Genomic DNA, 19,607 nt, shown 5'->3' with positions numbered 1-19,607 from the left:
GAGGTAAACACGTGACGGTTGCCGTATCTCCGGATGGGCTTCCAGCACTTGTGCTGAATGCGGATTACCGTCCGCTCAGCTATTACCCCTTGTCGCTCTGGTCCTGGCAGGACGCCATCAAGGCGGTGTTCCTCGACCGGGTGAACATCGTCGCCGAATACGAGCACGCCGTCTCCTCGCCGACCTTCTCGATGAAGCTGCCGAGCGTGGTCAGCCTGAAGGCCTATGTGAAGCCGTCCAGGCATCCGGCCTTCACCCGCTTCAACGTCTTCCTGCGCGACCGTTTCCAGTGCCAGTATTGCGGCACGCCGGAGGACCTGACCTTCGATCATGTCGTTCCCCGCCACCGTGGGGGTGCCACGACATGGGAGAATGTCGTTGCCGCCTGCTCGCCCTGCAATCTCAGGAAGGGCGGCATGATGCCGGCGCATGCCAAGATGTGGCCGCTGCAGAAGCCCTTCCAGCCGACGGTGCACGATTTGCACAACAATGGCCGCCTGTTCCCGCCCAACCATCTGCATGAGAGCTGGATGGATTATCTGTACTGGGATGTCGAGTTGGAGCCGTAGGATTGGCGCCGTACGTTGGGGCGGACAGCCGAGGCATGTACGAGATTACGATTGAGTGCCTTGACGTTGCGCCAGCGTTAGGTCCGCAAGCTGCCGCCGACATAGAGGAAGAATTTCGTGTCCATAGGACTTGGCACGATGGCCCTAGCTGCACTTATGTAGCCGGGAAACTTCTGCTTATCGCTCGAAATGACTTTGACGCTGATGGCAAGGCGCTGCTCGACGAATTCTGGGACTGTCTCGCCACATATCTCGGAGAACACGGAGCGATGCACATCCTTAGGGTCGAACAGGTCTAAGCAAGCCCCAAGCTGTTTGCTCAATCGCGGGTGAGGGCGCCGCGGAAGGCGACGGCGGCCAGGACCAGGCTAGCGATGGCGTTCCAGCCGGCCAGCGACAGGCCGAGGATGCGCAGTGCGGCCTTGTCGCAGGATGGCGGCACGAATTTGTCGAGCGCGTCGAGCACGCCCTTGCCGCCGGTGTCCACCGGTCCGGCGCCCGCGGTGCAATCGGTCGGGCCGGCCCACCACTGCCATTCGACGCCGGAGTGGTAGACGCCGAGATAGAGGCCATAGAGCATCAGCAGGCCGCCGACAGCCAGCAAGCCGCGCGTCAGCCAGGCCGGTGCGTGCAGCATCGATGCAATCACCGCCAGCACCATCAGCGGCACGCCGATGTAGTAGGGCGTGCGCTGTTCGAGGCAGAGATGGCAAGGAATGTAGCCGCCGAGATACTGGAAGCCGAGCGCCGAGCCGACGGTGGCGGCCATGGCGACGGCGAGGAACAGGGCCGTTCGCGTCCGCTGGCGCCCGGTGTCGGCATTCATGGTCGCTGTCATTTCAATCGGCTCCGTCCGGCTCGCGATGGGCTGTGTTCAGAGGGCGTATTTGGCCGTTATATAGAGCAAAATCAGGGCAGCCGCTCCGGCACCAGCGATCATGCCAAGACGCTTCTCGATGAAGTCCTTGATGGATTCGCCATAGCGGCGCAGCAGCCATGCCAAAAGCAGGAAGCGGGCGCCGCGCGCGACGATGGCAAGTCCAATGAACAGCAGCAGATTGACGCCGATGACGCCGGACAGGATCGTCACCACCTTGATCGGCGGCAGGTGGGCAGCCCCGGACGTGATCAGCATCAGGATGATGAAGCCGACGCCCGACGAGGTGCGCAGCGCTTCGAATTCGTCATATTTGCCGTAGAATTCGAGGATCGGCCTCGCCACCGCGTCATAGGCGTAGTGGCCGATAAACCAGCCGGCGATGCCGCCCAGCACCGAGGCGAGGGTGGCGATCAGCGCGTAGCGGTAGGCGCGATCCGGCCGCGACAGCGCCATCGGAAGGTAGAGCACGTCGGCCGGCACCAGGAACACCGAGCTCTCGACGAAAGCGATGAAGGCCAGCCACCATTCGGCGGATTTGCGGGCCGCCAGCGACAAGGTCCAGTCGTAAAGTCCGCGAAGCATCGGCACTCCTAATGCATGTCGCCCAAAGGAGCGCAGCGGTTTCGGGACAACGGCATGCACAAAACAAGACCAAAGCGCGCCATCCGTCCCTTCTGACGTGCAGCACCTTGATGCGCCGCCTGTCTAGAAAGATTTTCCGCGCTGCACAATGGCAGCCCCTTCACGAAATCGAAAGGCGCAGTTTGGTCGCATCCGAGGTGCCGGCGAATTGGCCAGTTGACGAACAGGCCTCCAACCGTATAGTCCCGCGCCATCCAGGCCGCCCGGCCTGAGCCCCTATGGCGGAATTGGTAGACGCGCTCGACTCAAAATCGAGTTCCGCAAGGAGTGCTGGTTCGATTCCGGCTAGGGGCACCACTCTTTTTTCTCCCGCAGCCAATCCACAACCCTGGACGGGTCCTACCGCCGCCCCAACAAGCTCTTCATCCGGTTGCGCAGCAGGCGGGCCATGTTGCGGGTTTCGCGGTAGAGATGCAGCTGCGAGGCGGCCTGGCGGGTCAGGCGGTCGGCGTCCGGGGTTAGGCCGATCACCAGCGTGCCCATCGGCTTGCGCTCGGCCCAAAGCCGGCTCATCACCGGGTGGTCGGGCACGGCGCAGGAATCGCTCATCATGATGTTGGGATCGTCGAGATGCTGCCGCGTCACCTCGATCATCAGCAGCGTGCCGGGCGAATAGGAAGCCAGCGTCTCGTCATAGGCCGTCTTCCAGGTATAGGCGACGCCGGCTTCGACGAAGACGATCAGGCAGGCGATGGTGCGGCCATCGAGCGTCAGCGAATGGATGCGGCACATGTCCTGCTCGGCCAGCCGGTGCACGGCTTCGCGAGCGAAGGCGGCGCGGTAGCGGTCGATCGCCATGGCGGTGCGTTCGCGGCCTTTCCAGCCGGCCGCTTCCAGCGTCAGGAAGCCTTCGATGGCATGGCGGATGTCTTCAGGCCCGCGCGCCACGACATGCTCAAGCTTGCCGAGATCGCCAAGGCGGCGCTTCAGGCGGCGGAACTCGCGATAATGATGCGAGCGCAGCGAGGCCTTCAGATAATCGTCGCCATCGGCTTCGCTCTCCAGCGCCGGGCGCTGGGTCTGGCCGGTGGTGACCAGCATCAGGCCGCGCGTCTCGGCCACGGTGGCAAGCAGGCTCGCCACCGGACCGTCGAGCCTTATATCGGCCAGGACGAACACTTTCGGCAGCTTGAGGTGCGGTCGCGACAGCATCGAGAAGAAGTCCTCGACGACGCCGACCGGGTCGTCGCGGTCGACCAGCGGCGTGCCAAGCGGACCGAACGGGCTCGACCATGTACGCATGACCGGCACGCCGAGCGGCACCACCGGCCGTTCCACCGAGAACGGCACCAGAAGGCGCAGCCGGTTGCGGTATTCGTCGCCGTCGCGGATGACCGCCAGGCGCACCTCGCGATCCTCCAGCCGGGGCATGGCCGGCGCCAGGAAACGCGGGTTGAAGAAAACGTTGGGCTCGACCGTGCGGGCGCAGAGATAGTCCAGTTCCTCGACAAGGTCGAAGCCGGCCGACGCCGGGTAGATGGCGAGTTTGCGCTCGGGCCGGTTGTTGGCGAGGATCTCGATATGGGCAGGGTCGGCGTCGCGGGTCAGTCCGGCAAGGCCGGACACCATGGCGCCGGCCGTGCCGCCGCTGGTTTCCTCAAGCAACGGGATGGCAGCCATCACGCGGCTCCTTTCGCAGGCACGAAGATAAGCATGACGATGCCGAGCTTGCGCCACACCGTGAAGGACAGCGCGCCGGCTTCGAAGATCATGGCAAAGGCGGTGGCCATCGCCGCGCCCCACAGGCCGAACATCGGGATCAGCACCACGTTGAGGGCGATGTTGAAGGCCAGCGTCATGGCATAGACGGCGGCGCAGATGTTCTGGTTGCCGCTCATCGTCAGCAGGCTTTCGCAAGGGCCGACGGCGGCCCGCGCCGCGACGCCGAAGACGAGCAGGAACAGCAAGGGATAGCCTGATGTGAATTCCGGGCCGAACAGCACCAGCATCGGCTCGCCGAGGGCCAGCACCAGCAGCGCCATCAAAAGCGAAGGCCAGAACGTCCACGACACCGTCTCGCGGGCGAAGGCGGCGAGCCTTTTCGGGTCGCCATGGGTGAACTGCGCATAGCGCTGGGCGACGCCGGCCTTGACGGCGAAGTAGACGAAATGGACCAGCGCCAGCGTCTTCACCGTGGCGAAATAGACGGCGACGTCGTTGGGGTCCATATAGGCCCCGACCATCAGCACGTCGGCATTGGTCAGCAGGAAGAAGAAGCTCTCGACCAGGAAGATCGGCAGCGAAACGATGAACCATTGCGCGAAATGGACCTTCATCGGCCCAGCCGGGATCTGCCGTTCCATGCGCTGGGTGACACCGACGAGTTGTCCCAGCGTGGTGACGTAAGTGGCGGCGATCGAGGCGAAGATGGCGGTCCTGGCATCGGGTGCGTAGCCCGCGAACAGCATCAGCGCCATGAACAGCAGGATCAGCACCGGCCGCACCAGATAGGTCGGCGACAGGGCAAACAGCGCCCAGCTGTTGGCGCGTGCCAGGCCCGACAAAAGGTCGGACATGGCAATCATCGGCAGGCAGATGACGCCGAGGATGAACGGTATCACATAGTAGTTTTCGATCCATGGTGCCGCCAGCCAGACGCCGAGCGCGCCGAGCCCGGCGATCAGCGTGGAGGCGATCAGCACGAACAGGCGGCTGGCCAGCACGATGCCGCGCAACTCATCCATCAAGCCGCGCTCGCGGTATTCGGGAATGTAGCGGATGACGGAGGTGTGGAAGCCCAGGCAGGCGAGGTTTCCGACGATGACCATCGTCACCCAGACGAGGACGAAGATGCCGTACTCGAACGAGCCCATCCAGCGTGCCATCAGCACCTGGCTGACGAAGGCGATGACGGCGCTGACGATGCGGACCGAGAAGGCGATGACCGACATGCGGCTCGCCTCGCCGCGCTCGTCGGCGGTGAACAGCACGGCATCGATGCGGCCAAGCAACGGCTCCATGCGCAGCGCCCAACGCTGCGGCAAGAACCGCCCGGCAGTCGTGGCCGCGGAAAAGCGCACCCCGATTTCTCTCCGTTTTCCGCTTCTTTTCGGGGTTCTGTGTAGCGGAGACACATTAAGAAACGGTTGGGTGGGGGATGCCTTCTCCCCGTCACTATACGGGGAGAAGGTGCCGGCAGGCGGATGAGGGGCGGCGCGGGCGGTGGGAGATTTGCGCCGCTGTTTCATCGTCGCCGAGGCGCGCAGCGCGGAAACGTTGCCCTGGGATCAGGACAGCACCCGGCTCTATCAAGATAGTGCCACAGATGGTGCTTTGGCTGCCGGAAGAAGAAGCCGCGCAGCTGAAGTTCGAGTTCGAGGCCGAAATGGTGCGGCTGAAGGCGGCTTGGTCAGCGGGACAGCGCCCCCCTCTGGCCTGCCGGCCATCTCCCCCTCAGGTGGGGAGATCGGTCAATCTCGACCGTCAGCGCCGCCCCTCATCCGCCCTTCGGGCACCTTCTCCCCGTATAGTGACGGGGAGAAGGAAAGAAGCGCGCCTTACGCGAACGCGCCGTGGCAGTGCTTGTATTTCTTGCCGGAGCCGCAGGGGCAGGCTTCGTTGCGGCCGACCTTGCCCCAGGTGGCCTGGTTGTTGGGATCGCGGTCTTCGGGGGCGACGACGGCGGTTGTCTCCGGGCGGACCAGGAGAGCGGTTTCGCCGCCTTCGAAGTCGTTCTCGCCGGTTGTGCCGTCAATATGGGTGCCGAACATGTCGGGGGCTTCCGGAGGCGGCGCTTCAGCGGCCTGGCGGACCAGTTCGACGCGCATCAACTGCGCGGTGACGGCCTGGCGCAGATTGCCCAGCATGGCCTGGAACAGCTCGAACGCCTCGCCCTTATACTCCTGCAGCGGATCGCGCTGGGCGTAGCCGCGGAAGCCCACGACCGAACGCAGATGGTCGAGATTGACGATGTGCTCGCGCCACAGATGGTCGAGCGTCTGCAGTACAACCGAGCGCTCGACGTAATTCATCACCTCGGGGCCAAAACGCTCGGCGCGCTCCTTGGCGGCGGCTTCGGCGGCCTGCGCGATGCGCTCGCGGATGTCGTCCTCGGCGATGCCCTCTTCCTTGGCCCAGTCCTCGACCGGCAGGTCGAGGTTCAGGAACTCGGCGATCTCGGCCTTCAGCCCGGCAACGTTCCACTGCTCGGCATAGGCGTTTTCGGGAATGGCCTTGGCGACGATCTCGTCGATGACGCCCTCGCGCATCTCGGCGATCGTTTCGGAAAGGCCTTCGCCGTCCATCAGTTCGATGCGCTGCTCGAACACCACCTTGCGCTGGTCGTTGGAGACGTCGTCATATTTCAAAAGGTTCTTGCGGATGTCGAAGTTGCGCGCCTCGACCTTCTTCTGCGCCTTTTCCAGCGCCTTGTTGATCCACGGATGGATGATCGCCTCGTCTTCCTTGAGGCCGAGCTTCTGCAGCATGCCGTCCATGCGCTCGGAGCCGAAGATGCGCATCAGATCGTCCTGCAGCGACAGGAAGAATTTCGAGCGGCCGGGGTCGCCCTGACGGCCGGAACGGCCGCGCAACTGGTTGTCGATGCGGCGCGATTCGTGGCGCTCGGTGGCCAGCACATAGAGGCCGCCGGCGGCCAGTGCCTTTTCCTTCAGCCGCTCGATGTCGGCAATAATTTCCTTCTCCCGCGCCTCGCGCTCGGGTCCGGCCGGCATGTCGCCGAGTTCATCTTCGATGCGCATCTCGGCATTGCCGCCGAGCTTGATGTCGGTGCCGCGGCCGGCCATGTTGGTGGCGATGGTGATGGCGCCGGGCTTGCCGGCCTGGGCGACGATCGCCGCCTCGCGCTCGTGATGGCGGGCGTTCAGCACTTCGAAATCGGTGAAGCCTTCCTTGCGCAGGCGCTCGGCCAGCTGCTCGGACTTTTCGATGGAAGTGGTGCCGACCAGCGTCGGCTGGCCCTTGGCGCTGGCTTCGCGGATCTCCCTGACGATCGCCTTGTATTTCTCCTCGACCGTCCGATAGACCTCGTCGTCCTCGTCGATGCGCACGACCGGCAGATTGGTCGGGATCTCGGTGACTTCGAGGCCGTAGATGTTGCCGAATTCCTCGGCCTCGGTCAGCGCCGTGCCGGTCATGCCGGATAGCTTCTTGTAGAGGCGGAAATAGTTCTGGAAGGTGACGGAGGCCAGCGTCTGGTTCTCCGGCTGGATCGCCACATGCTCCTTGGCTTCGAGCGCCTGGTGCAGGCCTTCCGAATAGCGGCGGCCTGGCATCATGCGGCCGGTGAACTCGTCGATGATGACGATCTCGCCGTTGCGCACGATATAGTCCTTGTCCTTCTGGAACAGCCGGTGCGCCTTCAGCGCGTTGTTGACGTGGTGGACGATGGCGACGTTCTCGACGTCGTAGAGCGACTCGCCCTTGAGCAGGCCGGCGTCGCGCAGAAGGTTCTCGAGCTTCTCGGTGCCTTCCTCGGTGAAGATCGAGGTCTTCTGCTTCTCGTCGATCTCATAATCCTGCGGCTGCAGCTGGATGATGAAGGTGTCGATGGTGTTGTACATTTCCGAACGGTCCTCGAGCGGACCGGAAATGATCAGCGGCGTGCGCGCCTCGTCGACCAGGATGGAATCGACTTCGTCGACGATCGCGTAATTGTGACCGCGCTGCACCATCTGGGCGCGCTCGTATTTCATGTTGTCTCTGAGATAGTCGAAGCCGAGCTCATTGTTGGTGGCGTAGGTGACATCGGCGGCGTAGGCGGCGCTGCGCTCCTCGTCGGACAGGCCGTGGACGATGACGCCGACCGAGAGGCCGAGGAACTTGTAGACGCGGCCCATCCATTCGGAGTCGCGGGTGGCCAGATAGTCGTTGACGGTGACGACGTGGACGCCCTTGCCGGCGAGCGCGTTGAGGTAGACCGGCAGCGTCGCGACCAGGGTCTTGCCCTCGCCGGTGCGCATCTCGGCAATGCCGCCATTGTGCAGCACCATGCCGCCGATCAGCTGGACATCGAAGGGGCGCATGCCGAGCACGCGGCGCGCCGCCTCGCGGGCGGTGGCAAAGGCCGGCACCAACAGGTCGTCGAGCGTGGCGCCGTTGGCGATGTCCTGGCGGAATTTTGCGGTGCGGCCGACCAACTCCTCGTCGGAAAGCGCCCGCATCTCGTTTTCCATGGCGTTGATCGCCTCGACACGAGGCCGGGTCGATTTGACCCGACGGTCGTTGGAGGAACCGAAAACCTTACGGGCGAGACCGCCGAGACTGACCATCCGATGGTCCTTTCGATAGAATTCTCAATCTTGAGATGAGCGCCGGCCGGCCCCATCAATTCCACGTGAACGTGGACAAACACAAAAAGCGTCCGGAAAACGGTTCTGGACGCAAAGTCGTTGGACAGATAAGAGGGGGCTCAACTGATGTCAACGCCGCGCCGGCCCTGCTGGCTGCGCCAAATTCCGCCACAATCTGGCCGATCTGGAAGCACCCCTCTTAACAATCCCCACCGGAGTCACCCTATGTCCCTGTTGTTTCGCCGCGCGTCGCTCGCCAGCCTTGGCTTGGCCGTCGGCCTGTCGGCCCTTTCGCTCTCGCCGCTGATGGCGCAGCAAACCGCTCCCGCTCCGGCGGATGCAGCAGCACCGGCCGCGGCACCGGTCGATCCGAATAAGGTTATCGCCACGGTCAACGGCCAGCCCCTGACCGAAGCAGATCTGGTGCTTGCCGAAGGGGAATTGTCGCAGCAGTTCGCGCAATTGCCGCCCGAGCAGCGCCGTGCCGCCGCCCTTTCGGCTGCCATCGAGATCCGCGTCATGGCCGCCCAGGCGGTCACCACCGGGCTCGACAAGGATCCCGACTTCCAGCGCCGCATGGCCTTCCTGCAGCAGCGCGCGCTGCATGGCGAGATGGTCGAGAAGGGTGTCGTCGACAAGGTCACCGACGCCGAGGTCCGCGCCCGCTACGACCAGGAAATCGCCAACACGCCGCCCACCAACGAGCTGCATGCCCGTCACATCCTCGTGAAGACGAAGGAAGAGGCCGAGGCCATCATCAAGCAGCTCGACGGCGGCGCCGACTTCCAGAAGCTCGCCAACGAGCACACCAGCGATCCGTCAGGCAAGACCAGCGGCGGCGATCTCGGCTGGTTCGGACCTGGCCAGATGGTGCCGGAGTTCGACAAGGCGGCCTCCGCGCTCGAGGTCGGCAAATACACCGAGCAGCCGGTGCAAACGCAGTTCGGCTGGCATGTCATCAAGCTCGAGGACAAGCGCACCAAGCAGCCGCCGGCCTTCGACGACGTCAAGGACCAGGCCAAGCAGGCGGTCATCCGCGACAAATATTTCGCGCTGGTCAAGTCGCTGCGCGCCGGCGCCAAGATCGAGATCCCCGACGCGAACCTGAAGAAGGCGGTCGATACGCTGGAAAGCGCCAAGTAAGACTGATAGCTTTTTGAAAAGGGCGCGGCAGCCAGGGGTTGCCGCGCCCTTTTTCATTGCCGTATTTTTAGGGGGCGGGCGCCGCTATGCCTCGCATCACGTAGTTGACCGCCTTGCGGATGGTCGCCTCGTCCTCGTCGAGGCGGTTGGTCAACAGATGTCTCCAGGCGAAGGAGGCGATCAGGTCGGCGACAACAGCTGAATCGACGCCGGCCGGGATTTCGCCCCTTGCCTTGGCGCGTTCGACGATCTGGCCGGTATGGGACCGTCGGCCTAGTGAGTAGTCGGCAAGGGCCGCGGCAGCGGTCTCGTCCGACTGTGCCTCGGCGATCAGCGACCGGAAAACGCTTCCCGACGATGTCTCGCGCCAGTGGGTGAACAGGTTCCTCAGGAAGCCGACGAGATCCTCCTCCAGTCGCCCGGTATCGGGAACATCGACGCGCTTCTGGCGCTGATAGACCTCAAGCAGCAACGCCGCCTTGCTCGGCCACCAGCGATAGATGGTGGGTTTGCCGGCGCGGGCCCGGCGCGCCACCGCCTCGATCGAGAAACCGGCATAACCGGCCTCGACCAGCACGGCCTCGGCGGCTTGGAGAATGGCATCGGCGCTGTCGGGGTTGCGCCGCGCACCGATCGATCTGCGCGCCGGATCGGCGTCCTCGGCCATCTCTGTCGTCCTCGCCAACACTATCGCCGGCAATATAGGTGACCCGACGCTCAAACGAAACGGCGCGTTTTCAAGCTGCTGGAGGCTGGTATGGTCGGGATAGGACAAATAACGGGGGGCCGTCGGAGCTTCGCCGGCGCACCGGTTGAGCATCAAGAAGCAAAAACCCGCCGGGGCGGCGGGTCACTGGCGCAAATCAGCACCATGGGCGAAAAGGTAGCATAGCTGCCCTCATGGGTCAAGAATAAATTCCTATCGACATGAATGCGGCCGGCACAAACTGGCTGCCACCATCGGATCGGCCATCGGGCGATGTCTACTGCATGGCTTGCGATGTCTCGGATTCGATACGCCAGCCGCCGTCGGCCTTGATCAGCCCAAGCGTGACGCGCGCCTTGCCGGTCAGGCGTGCCGCCGACTTGTCCTTCGGCACATAGTCGTAGCGCATCGCAAAGACGACCTCGGCACGGTCCGCGCCATGCGGAGCGACTTCCAGGCTGCCCGATACCATGCTTAGCGACCAGGAAGCCCACTGCGCGAACCAGTCGGCCTTGACCTTGACGATGGCACCGGAGTCGTAGCGGGTTCCGAAGATGATGGCGGTTGGGCCGTAGAGCCGTTTGACGGTCTCACTCATCGCCCCGGTGTCCGGCGTCAGATAATCCTGGCGAAGGAATTTCTCGATCGATCCCTTGTCGTCGCCGACGGAGCGTTCAAGTACGGCGACTTCCGTCGAAGCCGCCGGCGCCGCGGCCGGCGTTTGTGGCTGGGCGGGTTGTCCGTCCGAGACGAATTCGAAGCGTTCGAGCAGCGAGCCCTGCTCCCAGGGGCGCTGGGCCTCGCGGGTTTGCGAAACCACGTCGCGGCGCACCGCGATCATCATGTCGTTGATGCTCTGGCCGGGCTCGGCGATGTGGCGCAGCAGGGCGGCGGCGAAAGGCGAGTTGCGTCCGCTTCCGTCCATGGCGACCGCGCCAGGTGCCGTCGAGAAGGCGATGAACGAGCCGCGCGTCGAATCGAACTGCGCCAGCCCGGCCAGCGCCGCCGCCGAGCGCGTGGTGGCGGTGCGGCTGAGGCTGCGCGCAAACGGGTTGTTGCGGCAGGCATCCAGAAACACCAGGCTGACCTTGGTCTGCTGTTCCATGATGTCGAGGACTTCGTCGATCGGCACGGCCTCTAACTGCAGCTTGACCGGCACGTCCAGCCTGGCGTCGACCGGCACGATGTAGTTGCGCCCGTCGACCTGCAGGCCGTGGCCGGCATAGTAGAAAAGCCCGACGCCGGCGCCCTGGAGCGCATCGGAAAACGCGCCGATGCTGCGTTCGAGTTCGCGCTTGCCGAGATCATTGCCCTCGATGACCTCGAAGCCGATCGAGCGCAGCTTGTCGGCGATGTCGAGGGCGTCGTTCACAGGATTGGCGAGCGTGCCGGCTTCGGCGTAAGTGCCGTTGCCGATGACAAGCGCCACCCGCCGTTGCGGCTGCGCATCCGCGCTCAGCAGCAAAAGTCCCAGAAATGCCCATGCGAGGATCGCAAGCCTGCCCATGGGACAGGATCATAACGCCATCGGCCCCGCCGACGCCAACGGATTTGAGGTGCAGGCTTAACTCCGGGCGAGTTCGAGCTCCCGGACAAGAGCGACGAAAACGCCCTTGCGCCGGCGCGGTCTATCGGGCAAACCGGCCTTCCCTTGCGATTTTTCCCGCCCGAGGCCTCCATGTCCACGACGATTTCGCCGCTTGCGCCGAAGAAATACCCGAAAATGCCAGAAATCGAGGGGGTGCGCATCGCCACCGCCGAAGCCGGGATAAAGTACAAGAACCGCACCGATCTTTTGACCATGGTCTTCGATGAAGGCACCGCGGTCGCCGGCGTGTTCACGAAATCGAAATGCCCCTCGGCGCCAGTCGACTTCTGCCGGCAGAATCTCGGCGCGGGCAAGGCGCGGGTGCTGGTCGTCAATTCCGGCAACGCCAACGCCTTCACCGGCAAGAAAGGCCGCGAGTCGACCGCGCTGACCGGCGAGGCGGCGGCGAAGGCGGCCGGCTGCACGGCAGCGGAGGTTTTCCTGGCTTCGACCGGCGTCATCGGCGAGCCGCTCGACACCAGCAAATTCAGCCATCTGCTCGCGGGGCTGGTCAGCAACGGCAAGCCCGAGTTCTGGACCGAAGCGGCAAAGGCGATCATGACCACGGATACCTATCCGAAAGTGTCGACCGCGACCGTCAAGCTCGGCGACACCGATGTCACCATCAACGGCATTTCCAAGGGCGCCGGCATGATCGCGCCCGACATGGCGACGATGCTCTCCTTCATCGCCACCGACGCGCCGATCGCCGCCCCTGTCCTGCAGGACCTATTGTCGCGCGGCACGGCCAGGACTTTCAACGCGGTCACCGTCGACAGCGACACCTCGACCAGCGACACGCTGCTGATCTTCGCCACCGGCAAGGCCGCCAGGCGCGGCGCGCCGGAGATAACCGATGCCAAGGATGCCCGTCTCGGCGCGTTCCGTCGGGCGCTCGGCAAGGTGCTGAAATCGCTGGCGCTGCAGGTGGTGCGCGACGGCGAAGGCGCTCGCAAGCAGGTCGAAGTCACCGTCACCGGCGCCAAATCGGCGCGCTCGGCCAAGCGCATCGCGCTGTCGATCGCCAATTCGCCGCTGGTCAAGACAGCGGTCGCCGGCGAGGACGCCAATTGGGGCCGCGTCGTCATGGCCGTCGGCAAGGCCGGCGAACCCGCCGATCGCGACCGGCTGTCGATCTGGTTCGGCGACAACAGGCTGGCGCACGAAGGCGAGCGCGATCCCGGCTATTCCGAGGCCGCGACGTCGGCCTACATGAAGCGCGACGACATCCGCATCCGAGCCGATATCGGCATCGGCCGCGGCAAGGCGACGGTGTGGACCTGCGATCTCACCAAGGAATATGTCGCCATCAATGGCGATTATCGGAGCTGATGGTTTTGAGCTCCAGGCATCCGGCAAGCATGCTGGCGATCGTACGCCGCTACGAGGCGGCCGGCTTTCGCGCCTGGCCGGCGGCCGCCGTCCACTATGACGGCACCTGGGTGGTGCGGCTGACCGCCGGCCATCCGGCCAAGCGGCTGAACTCGGTCAATCCGCTCGATCCCGGCGACACCCAGCACATTGCCGACCGTATCGGCCGGGCCAGCCGTCGTTTCGATGCCTATGGCAGGCCGCTGACGTTCCGCATGTCGCCGCTGTCGGGTCCCGATCTCGCCGGCCATCTCGACCGCGAGGGCTGGAGCCGGTTCGACGAGTCTCTTGTCATGCGGCTGCCGCTGGCCGACGCGCAACTCGACGCCGCCATGGACCAGATCCCGCTCAAGGACATCAGCCGCTTCATCGGCGCGTCGCTCAAGGTCAGCGGTTCGGATGTTTCGCTGCGGCCCGGCCTGTCGGAGATCATCGGCGCCATCCAGCCCGAAGCCGGGCTGTTCGCGCTCGAAGATGGAGCCGAAGCGCTGGCGACGCTGATCTGCGTGCATGACGGCGATCTCGCCGGCCTGTTCGAGGTCGCCACCGACAAGTCGGCACGCAACAGGGGTCACGGCCGCAACCTGATCCTGTCTGCACTGAAATGGGCACGGCTGCGGGGTGCGCGGGAAGCCTGGCTGCAGGTCGAGGCCAACAATGTGCCGGCGCTGGCGCTCTACCATTCGCTCGGCTTCGAGGAAGTCTATCGCTACCACTACCGCCGGCCGCCGGGTCATGAATGAGGTCGTGACCGCCGGCAAGCGCCTGCTGCTGGTCGCCGCCTGCGCGCTGGTCGATGCCGACGGCCGGGTGCTTTTGGCGCAGCGGCCTCAGGGCAAGCAACTTGCCGGGCTGTGGGAATTTCCCGGCGGCAAGGTCGAGCCGGGCGAGACGCCCGAACAATGCATCATTCGCGAACTGCATGAGGAAATCGGCATCGAAACCGACATCCCGTGTCTGGCGCCGCTCACTTTCGCCAGTCATTCCTACGACGATTTCCACCTGCTGATGCCGCTGTTCATCTGCCGCCGCTTTCGCGGTATCGCGCAGCCCAGGGAAGGGCAGACACTGAAATGGGTGCGGCCGAAGCAGATGCGCGACTATCCGATGCCGCCGGCCGATGCGCCGCTGATCCCGTTCCTCATCGATCTTCTCTGAGGGCTCCCGCCCGGTAGCGTCCTGGACGAGGCATCGTATCAGGCAGCGTTAATGGAAGATTTATCTCGTCATGAAAAATTGAAGCATGGCCGTTCGCGGCCGAGCCGTCGATTTGCCGGGGAGCGATAGCATGAGCCTAGACAGGGATTGGGACTCGATCCGGCCCGAGCGCGGCTTTCGCGCCGCCGATGCGGGCATGGGCATATTGCGCATCACGCTTCTGTTCGGTTCGGCCGCGGTGGCGCTTGCGCTGATCGCAACCCCTTTGCTCGACAGCCAGACACGCTCGCTGTCGGCCCGTGATGGTTTCGGCGGGCTCGACATGGCGGCGACAGGCTCGATCGGCCATCGCGAAACCTACACGCTGCGCCGCAGCGTGCTGCAGCCACAGCCGAGCTCGGTCTGCATCATCAGGTCCAATGGCAGCAGCAGCGGCGACTGCTGACATGGTTAAGAGATTTCGGAAAGGCGGCGGTTTCACCGCCTGTTAAGCCTTTGCCGTTAACCTTTCTTAACAGGTCGGCTCTAAGGTCCCGGACAGAGGGGTTGAGGCCATGAAAGCGGTGCTGCAGGATTTTCTGAACGACGAGACCGGCGCCACGGCCGTCGAATATGGCGTGATCATCGCCGTGCTGTCGCTGGCCATCGTCGGCGGTATCGGCGATGTCCGCGATGGGATCATCTGGCTGTTCAGCGACAACAACAGCAAGCTTGCGAACGCTTTCGCAGCCACTCCCTGATCCACACTTTTCCGCGCTTGCGGGCAGGGTCATTGCCCGTCGGGCGCCTCCAGGATTGCCTTCAGCGAAACCTTGGCAGCCCCCGGCTTCAGCGGCTTTTGCTGCGAAGCGTCGGGCGCCCAGCCGGACATCCAGACAATCGAGAAACTTGCCCTCACGCGCCCGTCGGGGTCGGAAAACCGCTCGGCGTAGATTTCCGCCGCACGGGCAAACAGCTTGCGCGAGCCCGGCCGCCGGCTGCGATCGGTGAGCGCATTGGTTTCGCCCATGGCCCGCAAATCCGCCATAAGATCAAACAGGCTGGCATAGCGCACCGTCACCGTCTCGACGTCGGCAACCGGCAGAGCGAGACCGGCGCGCTGCAGCAGCGCACCGGCATCGCGCACGTCGGTGAACGGGGCGACACGCGGGCTGGCGCCGCCGTAAAGCTCGGTCTCGGCCGCAAGCAGGCTTTCGCGCAACTCGAACAGCGTACCGGCGCCGGCAAAGGCGCCGAGGAAAAGCCCATCCGGCCGCAACGCGCGGCGGATCTGGATCAGCATGCCTGGGATGTCGTTCATGGCCTGCAGCGACAAGAGCGACACCGCCAGATCGAGGCTTTCCGCTTCGAACGGCACGGTTTCCAGTGGCGCGATCAAGCCGGCGCCGCCACCGCTCAGGAAAGCCGTATCCGGCTCGACGCGGACAATGTCGGCGACCTTGCCGCTTTCGGCGAGCGTTTCGGCTGCAGCCGGCGTCTGGCAAAACAGCACGGCCGCCTTGACGAACCTGCGCTCGACGGCGCCCAGCCGGTCGGCAAGGTCCTCGGCCGTGCGGCGCATGAGGAAGTCCGCGCCGTCAATCGGATGGGCAAGCGCGCGCCGCTTGTGCGCCAGCCACAGAGAGGTATCCATTATCGGCTGCAACGGGCAGATCCTTGTTTGTCCACGCCCTGATATAGTTGGTATACCTGGCACGGAGAACCAACCACGTGGCCGATCCGATGCCCAAGATCAAGCCCAGCGAGATCAAGCGTTTCGCCCGGTCAGCCCTCGGCTGGCCGGCGCGTATGCTGTTCCCGCCGGTCTGCGCCGGTTGCCGCCGGCACGTCTCGCAGCCGGGCGTGCTGTGCGGCACCTGCTGGCCGAAGCTCAGGCTGCTGGAGCGGCCATGGTGCCCTGTCATGGGTACGCCGTTCACCCACCATATGGGCGAAGGCTTTCTGTCGGCCGAGGCGATTGCCGATCCGCCGCCTTTCGAGCGGGCGCGGGCGGCGGTCGCCTATTCCGGCGTCGCCCGCCAGATGGTGCAAGGGTTGAAATACCAGGATCGCACGGATCTGGCACCTTGGATGGCGCGCTGGATGGTGCGTGCGGGTGCCGATCTCATCGCCGAGGCGGATGTGGTGGTGCCGGTGCCGCTGCACTGGCGGCGCTTTTTCAGGCGACGGTTCAACCAGTCGGCGGAACTGGCAAGGGCGGTCTCGGCGCTCAGTCAATTGCCCTTCGCCCCCTCGGCGGTGCAGCGCGTGAAACTCACCCGCCAGCAGGTCGGGCTGGAGCGCAGCGAGCGCGAGGAAAATGTGCGGGCCGCCTTTCGGGTACCCGCCGAGGCGGAAATCGAGATCGCCGGCCGCAGGGTGCTTTTGATCGACGATGTCTACACGACCGGCGCCACGGTGCGTTCCGCCACCAAGGCGCTGAAGAGGGGAGGTGCGGGCGCCGTCGACGTGCTGACCTTTGCCCGTGTGTTGCCGGGGGACTTCCGGGCGGACGAGTCCGCGACTATATAAGTCGGCAACGAACAGCGGAAATTCGTCATGGCCGATGTCACCATCTACACCCGCATGATGTGCGGCTATTGCACGGCAGCCAAGCGGCTGCTCGAGCGCAAGGGCGTCGCCTTTACCGAGCACGATGCCTCCTTCTCGCCGGAACTGCGCCAGGAGATGATTTCCCGCGCCCACGGTCGCTCGACCTTTCCGCAGATTTTCATCGGCGACACGCATGTCGGCGGCTGCGACGACCTCCACGAGCTGGAGGCCGACGGCCGGCTGGACAAACTGCTCGCCAACGGCGCGACGAACTGAGGGAATGACGATGGGTGTTTTCAAAGCCGCTGCGATCCAGATGCGTTCAGGCGAGAGCCCCGAGCGCAACGCGGTCGATCTCCAACGGCTGGTGCGCGAAGCCGCGAGCCAGGGCGCGACCTATATCCAGACGCCGGAAATGACCGGCGCGCTGATCCGCGACAAGGAAGCGCGTGCCGCCTCCTTCACCTCCGAGGACAAGGACATCATCGTCTCGACCGCGCGCAAGCTGGCGAGCGAACTCGGCGTCTTCCTGCATATCGGCTCGACCGCCATCCTGCGCGCCGACGGCAAGCTCGCCAACCGGGCGCTGCTGTTCGGGCCGGACGGTGCCACGCTCGCCACCTACGACAAGATCCACATGTTCGACGTCGATCTCGACAATGGCGAGAGCTGGCGCGAATCCGCGGCTTACGAACCGGGCACGGAGGCCGTCGTCACCGAGATCGAGGGTGCAAAGCTCGGCTTCGCCGTTTGCTACGATCTGCGCTTTCCGCAACTCTTCCGCGCCGAGGCACTGGCCGGCGCAGATCTGCTTTCCGTACCGGCCGCTTTCACCCGCCAGACGGGTGAGGCGCACTGGCACGTGCTTCTCAGGGCCCGCGCCATCGAGAACGGCGCCTATGTCGTCGCCGCCGCGCAGGGCGGCTTGCATGAGGATGGCCGCGAGACCTACGGTCATTCGCTGATCGTCGATCCGTGGGGCCATATCATCGCGGAAGCCGCGCATGACGAGCCGGCGGTGATCGTCGCCGAGATCGACCCGGCGCAGTCGCTTGCCGCGCGCAAGAAGATCCCCAATCTCAGGAATGCGCGGGATTTCGTCGTCAATGCCGGCTTGGGCGTAGCGCCGCGGCTCAGGGGTGCGGCCTCTTGATCCGTTTTGCCCTGATCTGCGAGCACGAGCACGAATTCGAAGGCTGGTTCCGCAGCAACGACGATTTCGACACCCAGAAGAAGCGCGGCTTTGTCGATTGCCCGACCTGTGGTTCGCACAAGGTGCAGAAAGCGCTGATGGCGCCGGCCGTCTCCACGGCGCGCAAGCAGGAAACCATAGCGCTGGCCATGGGCGAGGCGCAGAAGCAGGCTCTGGCGCAGTTGAAGGCGATGGCCGAGAAGGTGCGCGAGAATGCCGACTATGTCGGCGACAAGTTTGCCGAGGAAGCGCGAAAGATCCATTTCGGCGAGAGCGACCCGCGCGGCATCTATGGCGAGGCGACGCTGGAAGAAGCCAAGAGCCTGGCCGAGGACGGCGTCGAGTTCATGCCGATCCCGGTGTTTCCAGACGACCGCAACTGAGTTCCGAGGGAGCTTTGCGCGACCCAGAAGCGATTGAGCCGCGAGGAAGCATAAGAGCCGTCGTTGGCCGATTGGCCCGCTAGGGCGCCGTTAAGCTTAGCGGTACCCGAACGGTCGACGGATTGCTCATCATCAGCGACAAGGGCACTGACAAGATCGTCGACGCGCTTCACCTTATTCGTGATTTTGATCCAGTGCGCTACAGACGGCTGCTTGGGGACGTAAGACAGGTATTCGTCACAACCCTTCCTGCTTCCGTCGCGCAATGGGCGAACTCTTCCAAGGCGTGCGAATTGGACGAGCGCCATATCATTAGCGAAGAGACGACGCCGGAATTGGTCGCTTCGATTATCGTCCACGAGGCCACCCACGCGCGGCTTATGCGATGCGGTATTGGCTACGAAGAGGCGCTGCGGGATCGCGTGGAGCAGGTCTGTCTGCGTCGAGAAATAGCCTTTGCGGCCAGATTGCCGACGGGAAAGGGCCGGAGCCAGCAAGCCGAAGCGACACTCGAGGCCATGCCGGACTTTTCCGACAAGGCGATGAGTGAGCGCTATCTCAGCGGTTTGCGAGATGCTCTGCTCTATCTCAACATGCCGACCCGGCTTGTCGACCTCACCGTATCATTCCGGCGCTGGAAACACCGGCGCCGGTTCTCGCGGCAGCCTACGAACTGACCCGGCTAGCTCACACTCCCGATCAATTTCTCAAGCAGCCGAGAGAGCGTCTCCCGTTCGGCCGGCGTCAGGCCCGCGAGAATCTCGTGCTCGTTGGCAACATGGGCGCCAACGGCCTCGTCGATCAAAGCGAGACCCTTTTCGGTCAGCCGCACGACAATGCCGCGCCGATCGTTGGGGTGTGGGCCCCGCATGATCAATCCGGACGTTTCCAGTCGGTCGAGCCGGTTGGTCATGGCGCCCGACGTCACCATCGTCGCTTCGTAAAGCGCGGTTGGCGTCAGCGCGTAAGGTGATCCCGAGCGGCGCAGCGTCGCAAGCACATCGAACTCTCCCGGCTGCAATCCATAGCGGGCGAACAACGGCGCGAGCCGCTCGCGGGCGATCAGCGAGGAGGCTTCGTTCAGCCGCCCGAGTACGCCCATCGGCGAGACGTCCAGATCGGGCCGCTCCCGCTTCCATTGTTCGATCGCTCTTGCTGCCCTGTCCAACTGTCTCACCATCATATATCTTGA

The 19,607-nt window shown here is 64.3% G+C and carries 21 protein-coding genes and 1 tRNA gene; 13 read left to right on the top strand and 9 right to left on the bottom strand.

Annotation, left to right across the window (positions count from 1 at the left end; all coding sequences use genetic code 11):
• The first annotated feature begins 11 nt into the window (after positions 1 to 11).
• Positions 12 to 569 carry an HNH endonuclease gene (locus EOA16_RS20175; protein WP_127259847.1) on the top strand — a complete coding sequence of 186 codons (558 nt, stop codon included), beginning with the start codon at positions 12 to 14 and terminating at the stop codon, positions 567 to 569.
• A 319-nt stretch (positions 570 to 888) separates the two neighbouring features.
• Here EOA16_RS20175 and EOA16_RS20170 read toward each other — a convergent pair whose 3' ends face one another.
• Positions 889 to 1,407: a disulfide bond formation protein B gene (locus EOA16_RS20170; RefSeq protein ID WP_127259846.1), complete on the bottom strand. Its 519-nt coding sequence runs from the start codon at positions 1,405 to 1,407 to the stop codon at positions 889 to 891.
• Between the two features lie 36 nt (positions 1,408 to 1,443).
• Entirely contained in the window at positions 1,444 to 2,031 is a 588-nt protein-coding gene (locus tag EOA16_RS20165) for a YqaA family protein (protein ID WP_127259845.1), read from the bottom strand.
• Between the two features lie 272 nt (positions 2,032 to 2,303).
• On the opposite strand from EOA16_RS20165, the gene EOA16_RS20160 reads away from it, so the two are divergent.
• Positions 2,304 to 2,388: transfer RNA gene (locus EOA16_RS20160), tRNA-Leu, on the top strand.
• 42 nt (positions 2,389 to 2,430) lie between these two features.
• Here the strand turns inward: EOA16_RS20160 and EOA16_RS20155 are convergent.
• From EOA16_RS20155 to secA, 3 genes are all read right to left on the bottom strand, one after another.
• A complete protein-coding gene (locus EOA16_RS20155) occupies positions 2,431 to 3,711 on the bottom strand; it encodes a GNAT family N-acetyltransferase (RefSeq protein ID WP_127259844.1) in 1,281 nt (426 codons plus the stop codon).
• On the bottom strand, positions 3,711 to 5,111 hold the full coding sequence (locus tag EOA16_RS20150; protein WP_127259843.1) for a lipopolysaccharide biosynthesis protein: 1,401 nt from the start codon (positions 5,109 to 5,111) through the stop codon (positions 3,711 to 3,713). Before EOA16_RS20150 ends, EOA16_RS20155 begins: the two co-directional genes overlap by 1 nt.
• 477 nt (positions 5,112 to 5,588) lie before the next feature.
• Complete coding sequence (gene secA / locus EOA16_RS20145) at positions 5,589 to 8,321, bottom strand: preprotein translocase subunit SecA (RefSeq protein ID WP_127259842.1); 2,733 nt, start codon at positions 8,319 to 8,321, stop codon at positions 5,589 to 5,591.
• 246 nt (positions 8,322 to 8,567) lie between these two features.
• On the opposite strand from secA, the gene EOA16_RS20140 reads away from it, so the two are divergent.
• Positions 8,568 to 9,485, top strand: coding sequence for a peptidylprolyl isomerase (locus tag EOA16_RS20140; protein ID WP_127259841.1), 918 nt, complete (start codon positions 8,568 to 8,570; stop codon positions 9,483 to 9,485).
• 67 nt (positions 9,486 to 9,552) lie between these two features.
• Here the strand turns inward: EOA16_RS20140 and EOA16_RS20135 are convergent, their stop codons facing one another.
• Together EOA16_RS20135 and EOA16_RS20130 are read right to left on the bottom strand one after the other, a co-directional pair.
• Complete coding sequence (locus EOA16_RS20135) at positions 9,553 to 10,152, bottom strand: TetR/AcrR family transcriptional regulator (RefSeq protein WP_127259840.1); 600 nt, start codon at positions 10,150 to 10,152, stop codon at positions 9,553 to 9,555.
• Between the two features lie 316 nt (positions 10,153 to 10,468).
• On the bottom strand, positions 10,469 to 11,698 hold the full coding sequence (locus EOA16_RS20130) for a caspase domain-containing protein (RefSeq protein ID WP_127259839.1): 1,230 nt from the start codon (positions 11,696 to 11,698) through the stop codon (positions 10,469 to 10,471).
• 171 nt (positions 11,699 to 11,869) lie between these two features.
• Between EOA16_RS20130 and argJ the strand changes: the two genes are divergently transcribed.
• From argJ to EOA16_RS20105, 5 genes are all read left to right on the top strand, one after another.
• Positions 11,870 to 13,111 carry a bifunctional glutamate N-acetyltransferase/amino-acid acetyltransferase ArgJ gene (gene argJ / locus EOA16_RS20125; protein WP_127259838.1) on the top strand — a complete coding sequence of 414 codons (1,242 nt, stop codon included), beginning with the start codon at positions 11,870 to 11,872 and terminating at the stop codon, positions 13,109 to 13,111.
• 29 nt (positions 13,112 to 13,140) lie between these two features.
• Positions 13,141 to 13,893 (top strand): GNAT family N-acetyltransferase, encoded by a 753-nt coding sequence (locus EOA16_RS20120; protein ID WP_127259879.1) that lies wholly within the window; start codon positions 13,141 to 13,143, stop codon positions 13,891 to 13,893.
• Complete coding sequence (gene mutT, locus EOA16_RS20115) at positions 13,886 to 14,308, top strand: 8-oxo-dGTP diphosphatase MutT (RefSeq protein ID WP_127259837.1); 423 nt, start codon at positions 13,886 to 13,888, stop codon at positions 14,306 to 14,308. The genes EOA16_RS20120 and mutT overlap by 8 nt, the downstream gene beginning before the upstream one ends.
• 130 nt (positions 14,309 to 14,438) lie before the next feature.
• Positions 14,439 to 14,753 carry a hypothetical protein gene (locus EOA16_RS20110; RefSeq protein WP_127259836.1) on the top strand — a complete coding sequence of 105 codons (315 nt, stop codon included), beginning with the start codon at positions 14,439 to 14,441 and terminating at the stop codon, positions 14,751 to 14,753.
• Between the two features lie 109 nt (positions 14,754 to 14,862).
• Positions 14,863 to 15,048 carry a Flp family type IVb pilin gene (locus EOA16_RS20105; protein WP_127259835.1) on the top strand — a complete coding sequence of 62 codons (186 nt, stop codon included), beginning with the start codon at positions 14,863 to 14,865 and terminating at the stop codon, positions 15,046 to 15,048.
• Positions 15,049 to 15,077: 29 nt separating this feature from the next.
• Here EOA16_RS20105 and EOA16_RS20100 read toward each other — a convergent pair whose 3' ends face one another.
• A complete protein-coding gene (locus tag EOA16_RS20100; protein ID WP_127259834.1) occupies positions 15,078 to 15,953 on the bottom strand; it encodes a methyltransferase domain-containing protein in 876 nt (291 codons plus the stop codon).
• 65 nt (positions 15,954 to 16,018) lie between these two features.
• On the opposite strand from EOA16_RS20100, the gene EOA16_RS20095 reads away from it, so the two are divergent.
• The 5 genes from EOA16_RS20095 (at position 16,019) to EOA16_RS20075 (ending at position 19,092) form a co-directional block, all read left to right on the top strand.
• A complete protein-coding gene (locus EOA16_RS20095; RefSeq protein ID WP_127259833.1) occupies positions 16,019 to 16,819 on the top strand; it encodes a ComF family protein in 801 nt (266 codons plus the stop codon).
• 27 nt (positions 16,820 to 16,846) lie between these two features.
• Positions 16,847 to 17,116, top strand: a complete 270-nt coding sequence (gene grxC / locus EOA16_RS20090) for a glutaredoxin 3 (protein ID WP_127259832.1) — start codon at positions 16,847 to 16,849, stop codon at positions 17,114 to 17,116.
• Between the two features lie 10 nt (positions 17,117 to 17,126).
• Entirely contained in the window at positions 17,127 to 17,993 is an 867-nt protein-coding gene (locus EOA16_RS20085; RefSeq protein ID WP_127259831.1) for a carbon-nitrogen hydrolase family protein, read from the top strand.
• Positions 17,990 to 18,415 carry a DUF1178 family protein gene (locus EOA16_RS20080; protein ID WP_127259830.1) on the top strand — a complete coding sequence of 142 codons (426 nt, stop codon included), beginning with the start codon at positions 17,990 to 17,992 and terminating at the stop codon, positions 18,413 to 18,415. The genes EOA16_RS20085 and EOA16_RS20080 overlap by 4 nt, the downstream gene beginning before the upstream one ends.
• Before the next feature lie 122 nt (positions 18,416 to 18,537).
• Positions 18,538 to 19,092, top strand: a complete 555-nt coding sequence (locus tag EOA16_RS20075; protein WP_164754335.1) for a hypothetical protein — start codon at positions 18,538 to 18,540, stop codon at positions 19,090 to 19,092.
• A gap of 5 nt (positions 19,093 to 19,097) precedes the next feature.
• Here EOA16_RS20075 and EOA16_RS20070 read toward each other — a convergent pair whose 3' ends face one another.
• Positions 19,098 to 19,583, bottom strand: a complete 486-nt coding sequence (locus tag EOA16_RS20070; protein ID WP_127259878.1) for a MarR family transcriptional regulator — start codon at positions 19,581 to 19,583, stop codon at positions 19,098 to 19,100.
• Positions 19,584 to 19,607: the final 24 nt, after the last annotated feature.

It is taken from the genome of Mesorhizobium sp. M7A.F.Ca.US.008.03.1.1 (genome assembly GCF_003997495.1).
Taxonomy (GTDB): Bacteria; Pseudomonadota; Alphaproteobacteria; order Rhizobiales; family Rhizobiaceae; genus Mesorhizobium.
This window is presented reverse-complemented; position numbering and strand designations above follow the sequence as displayed.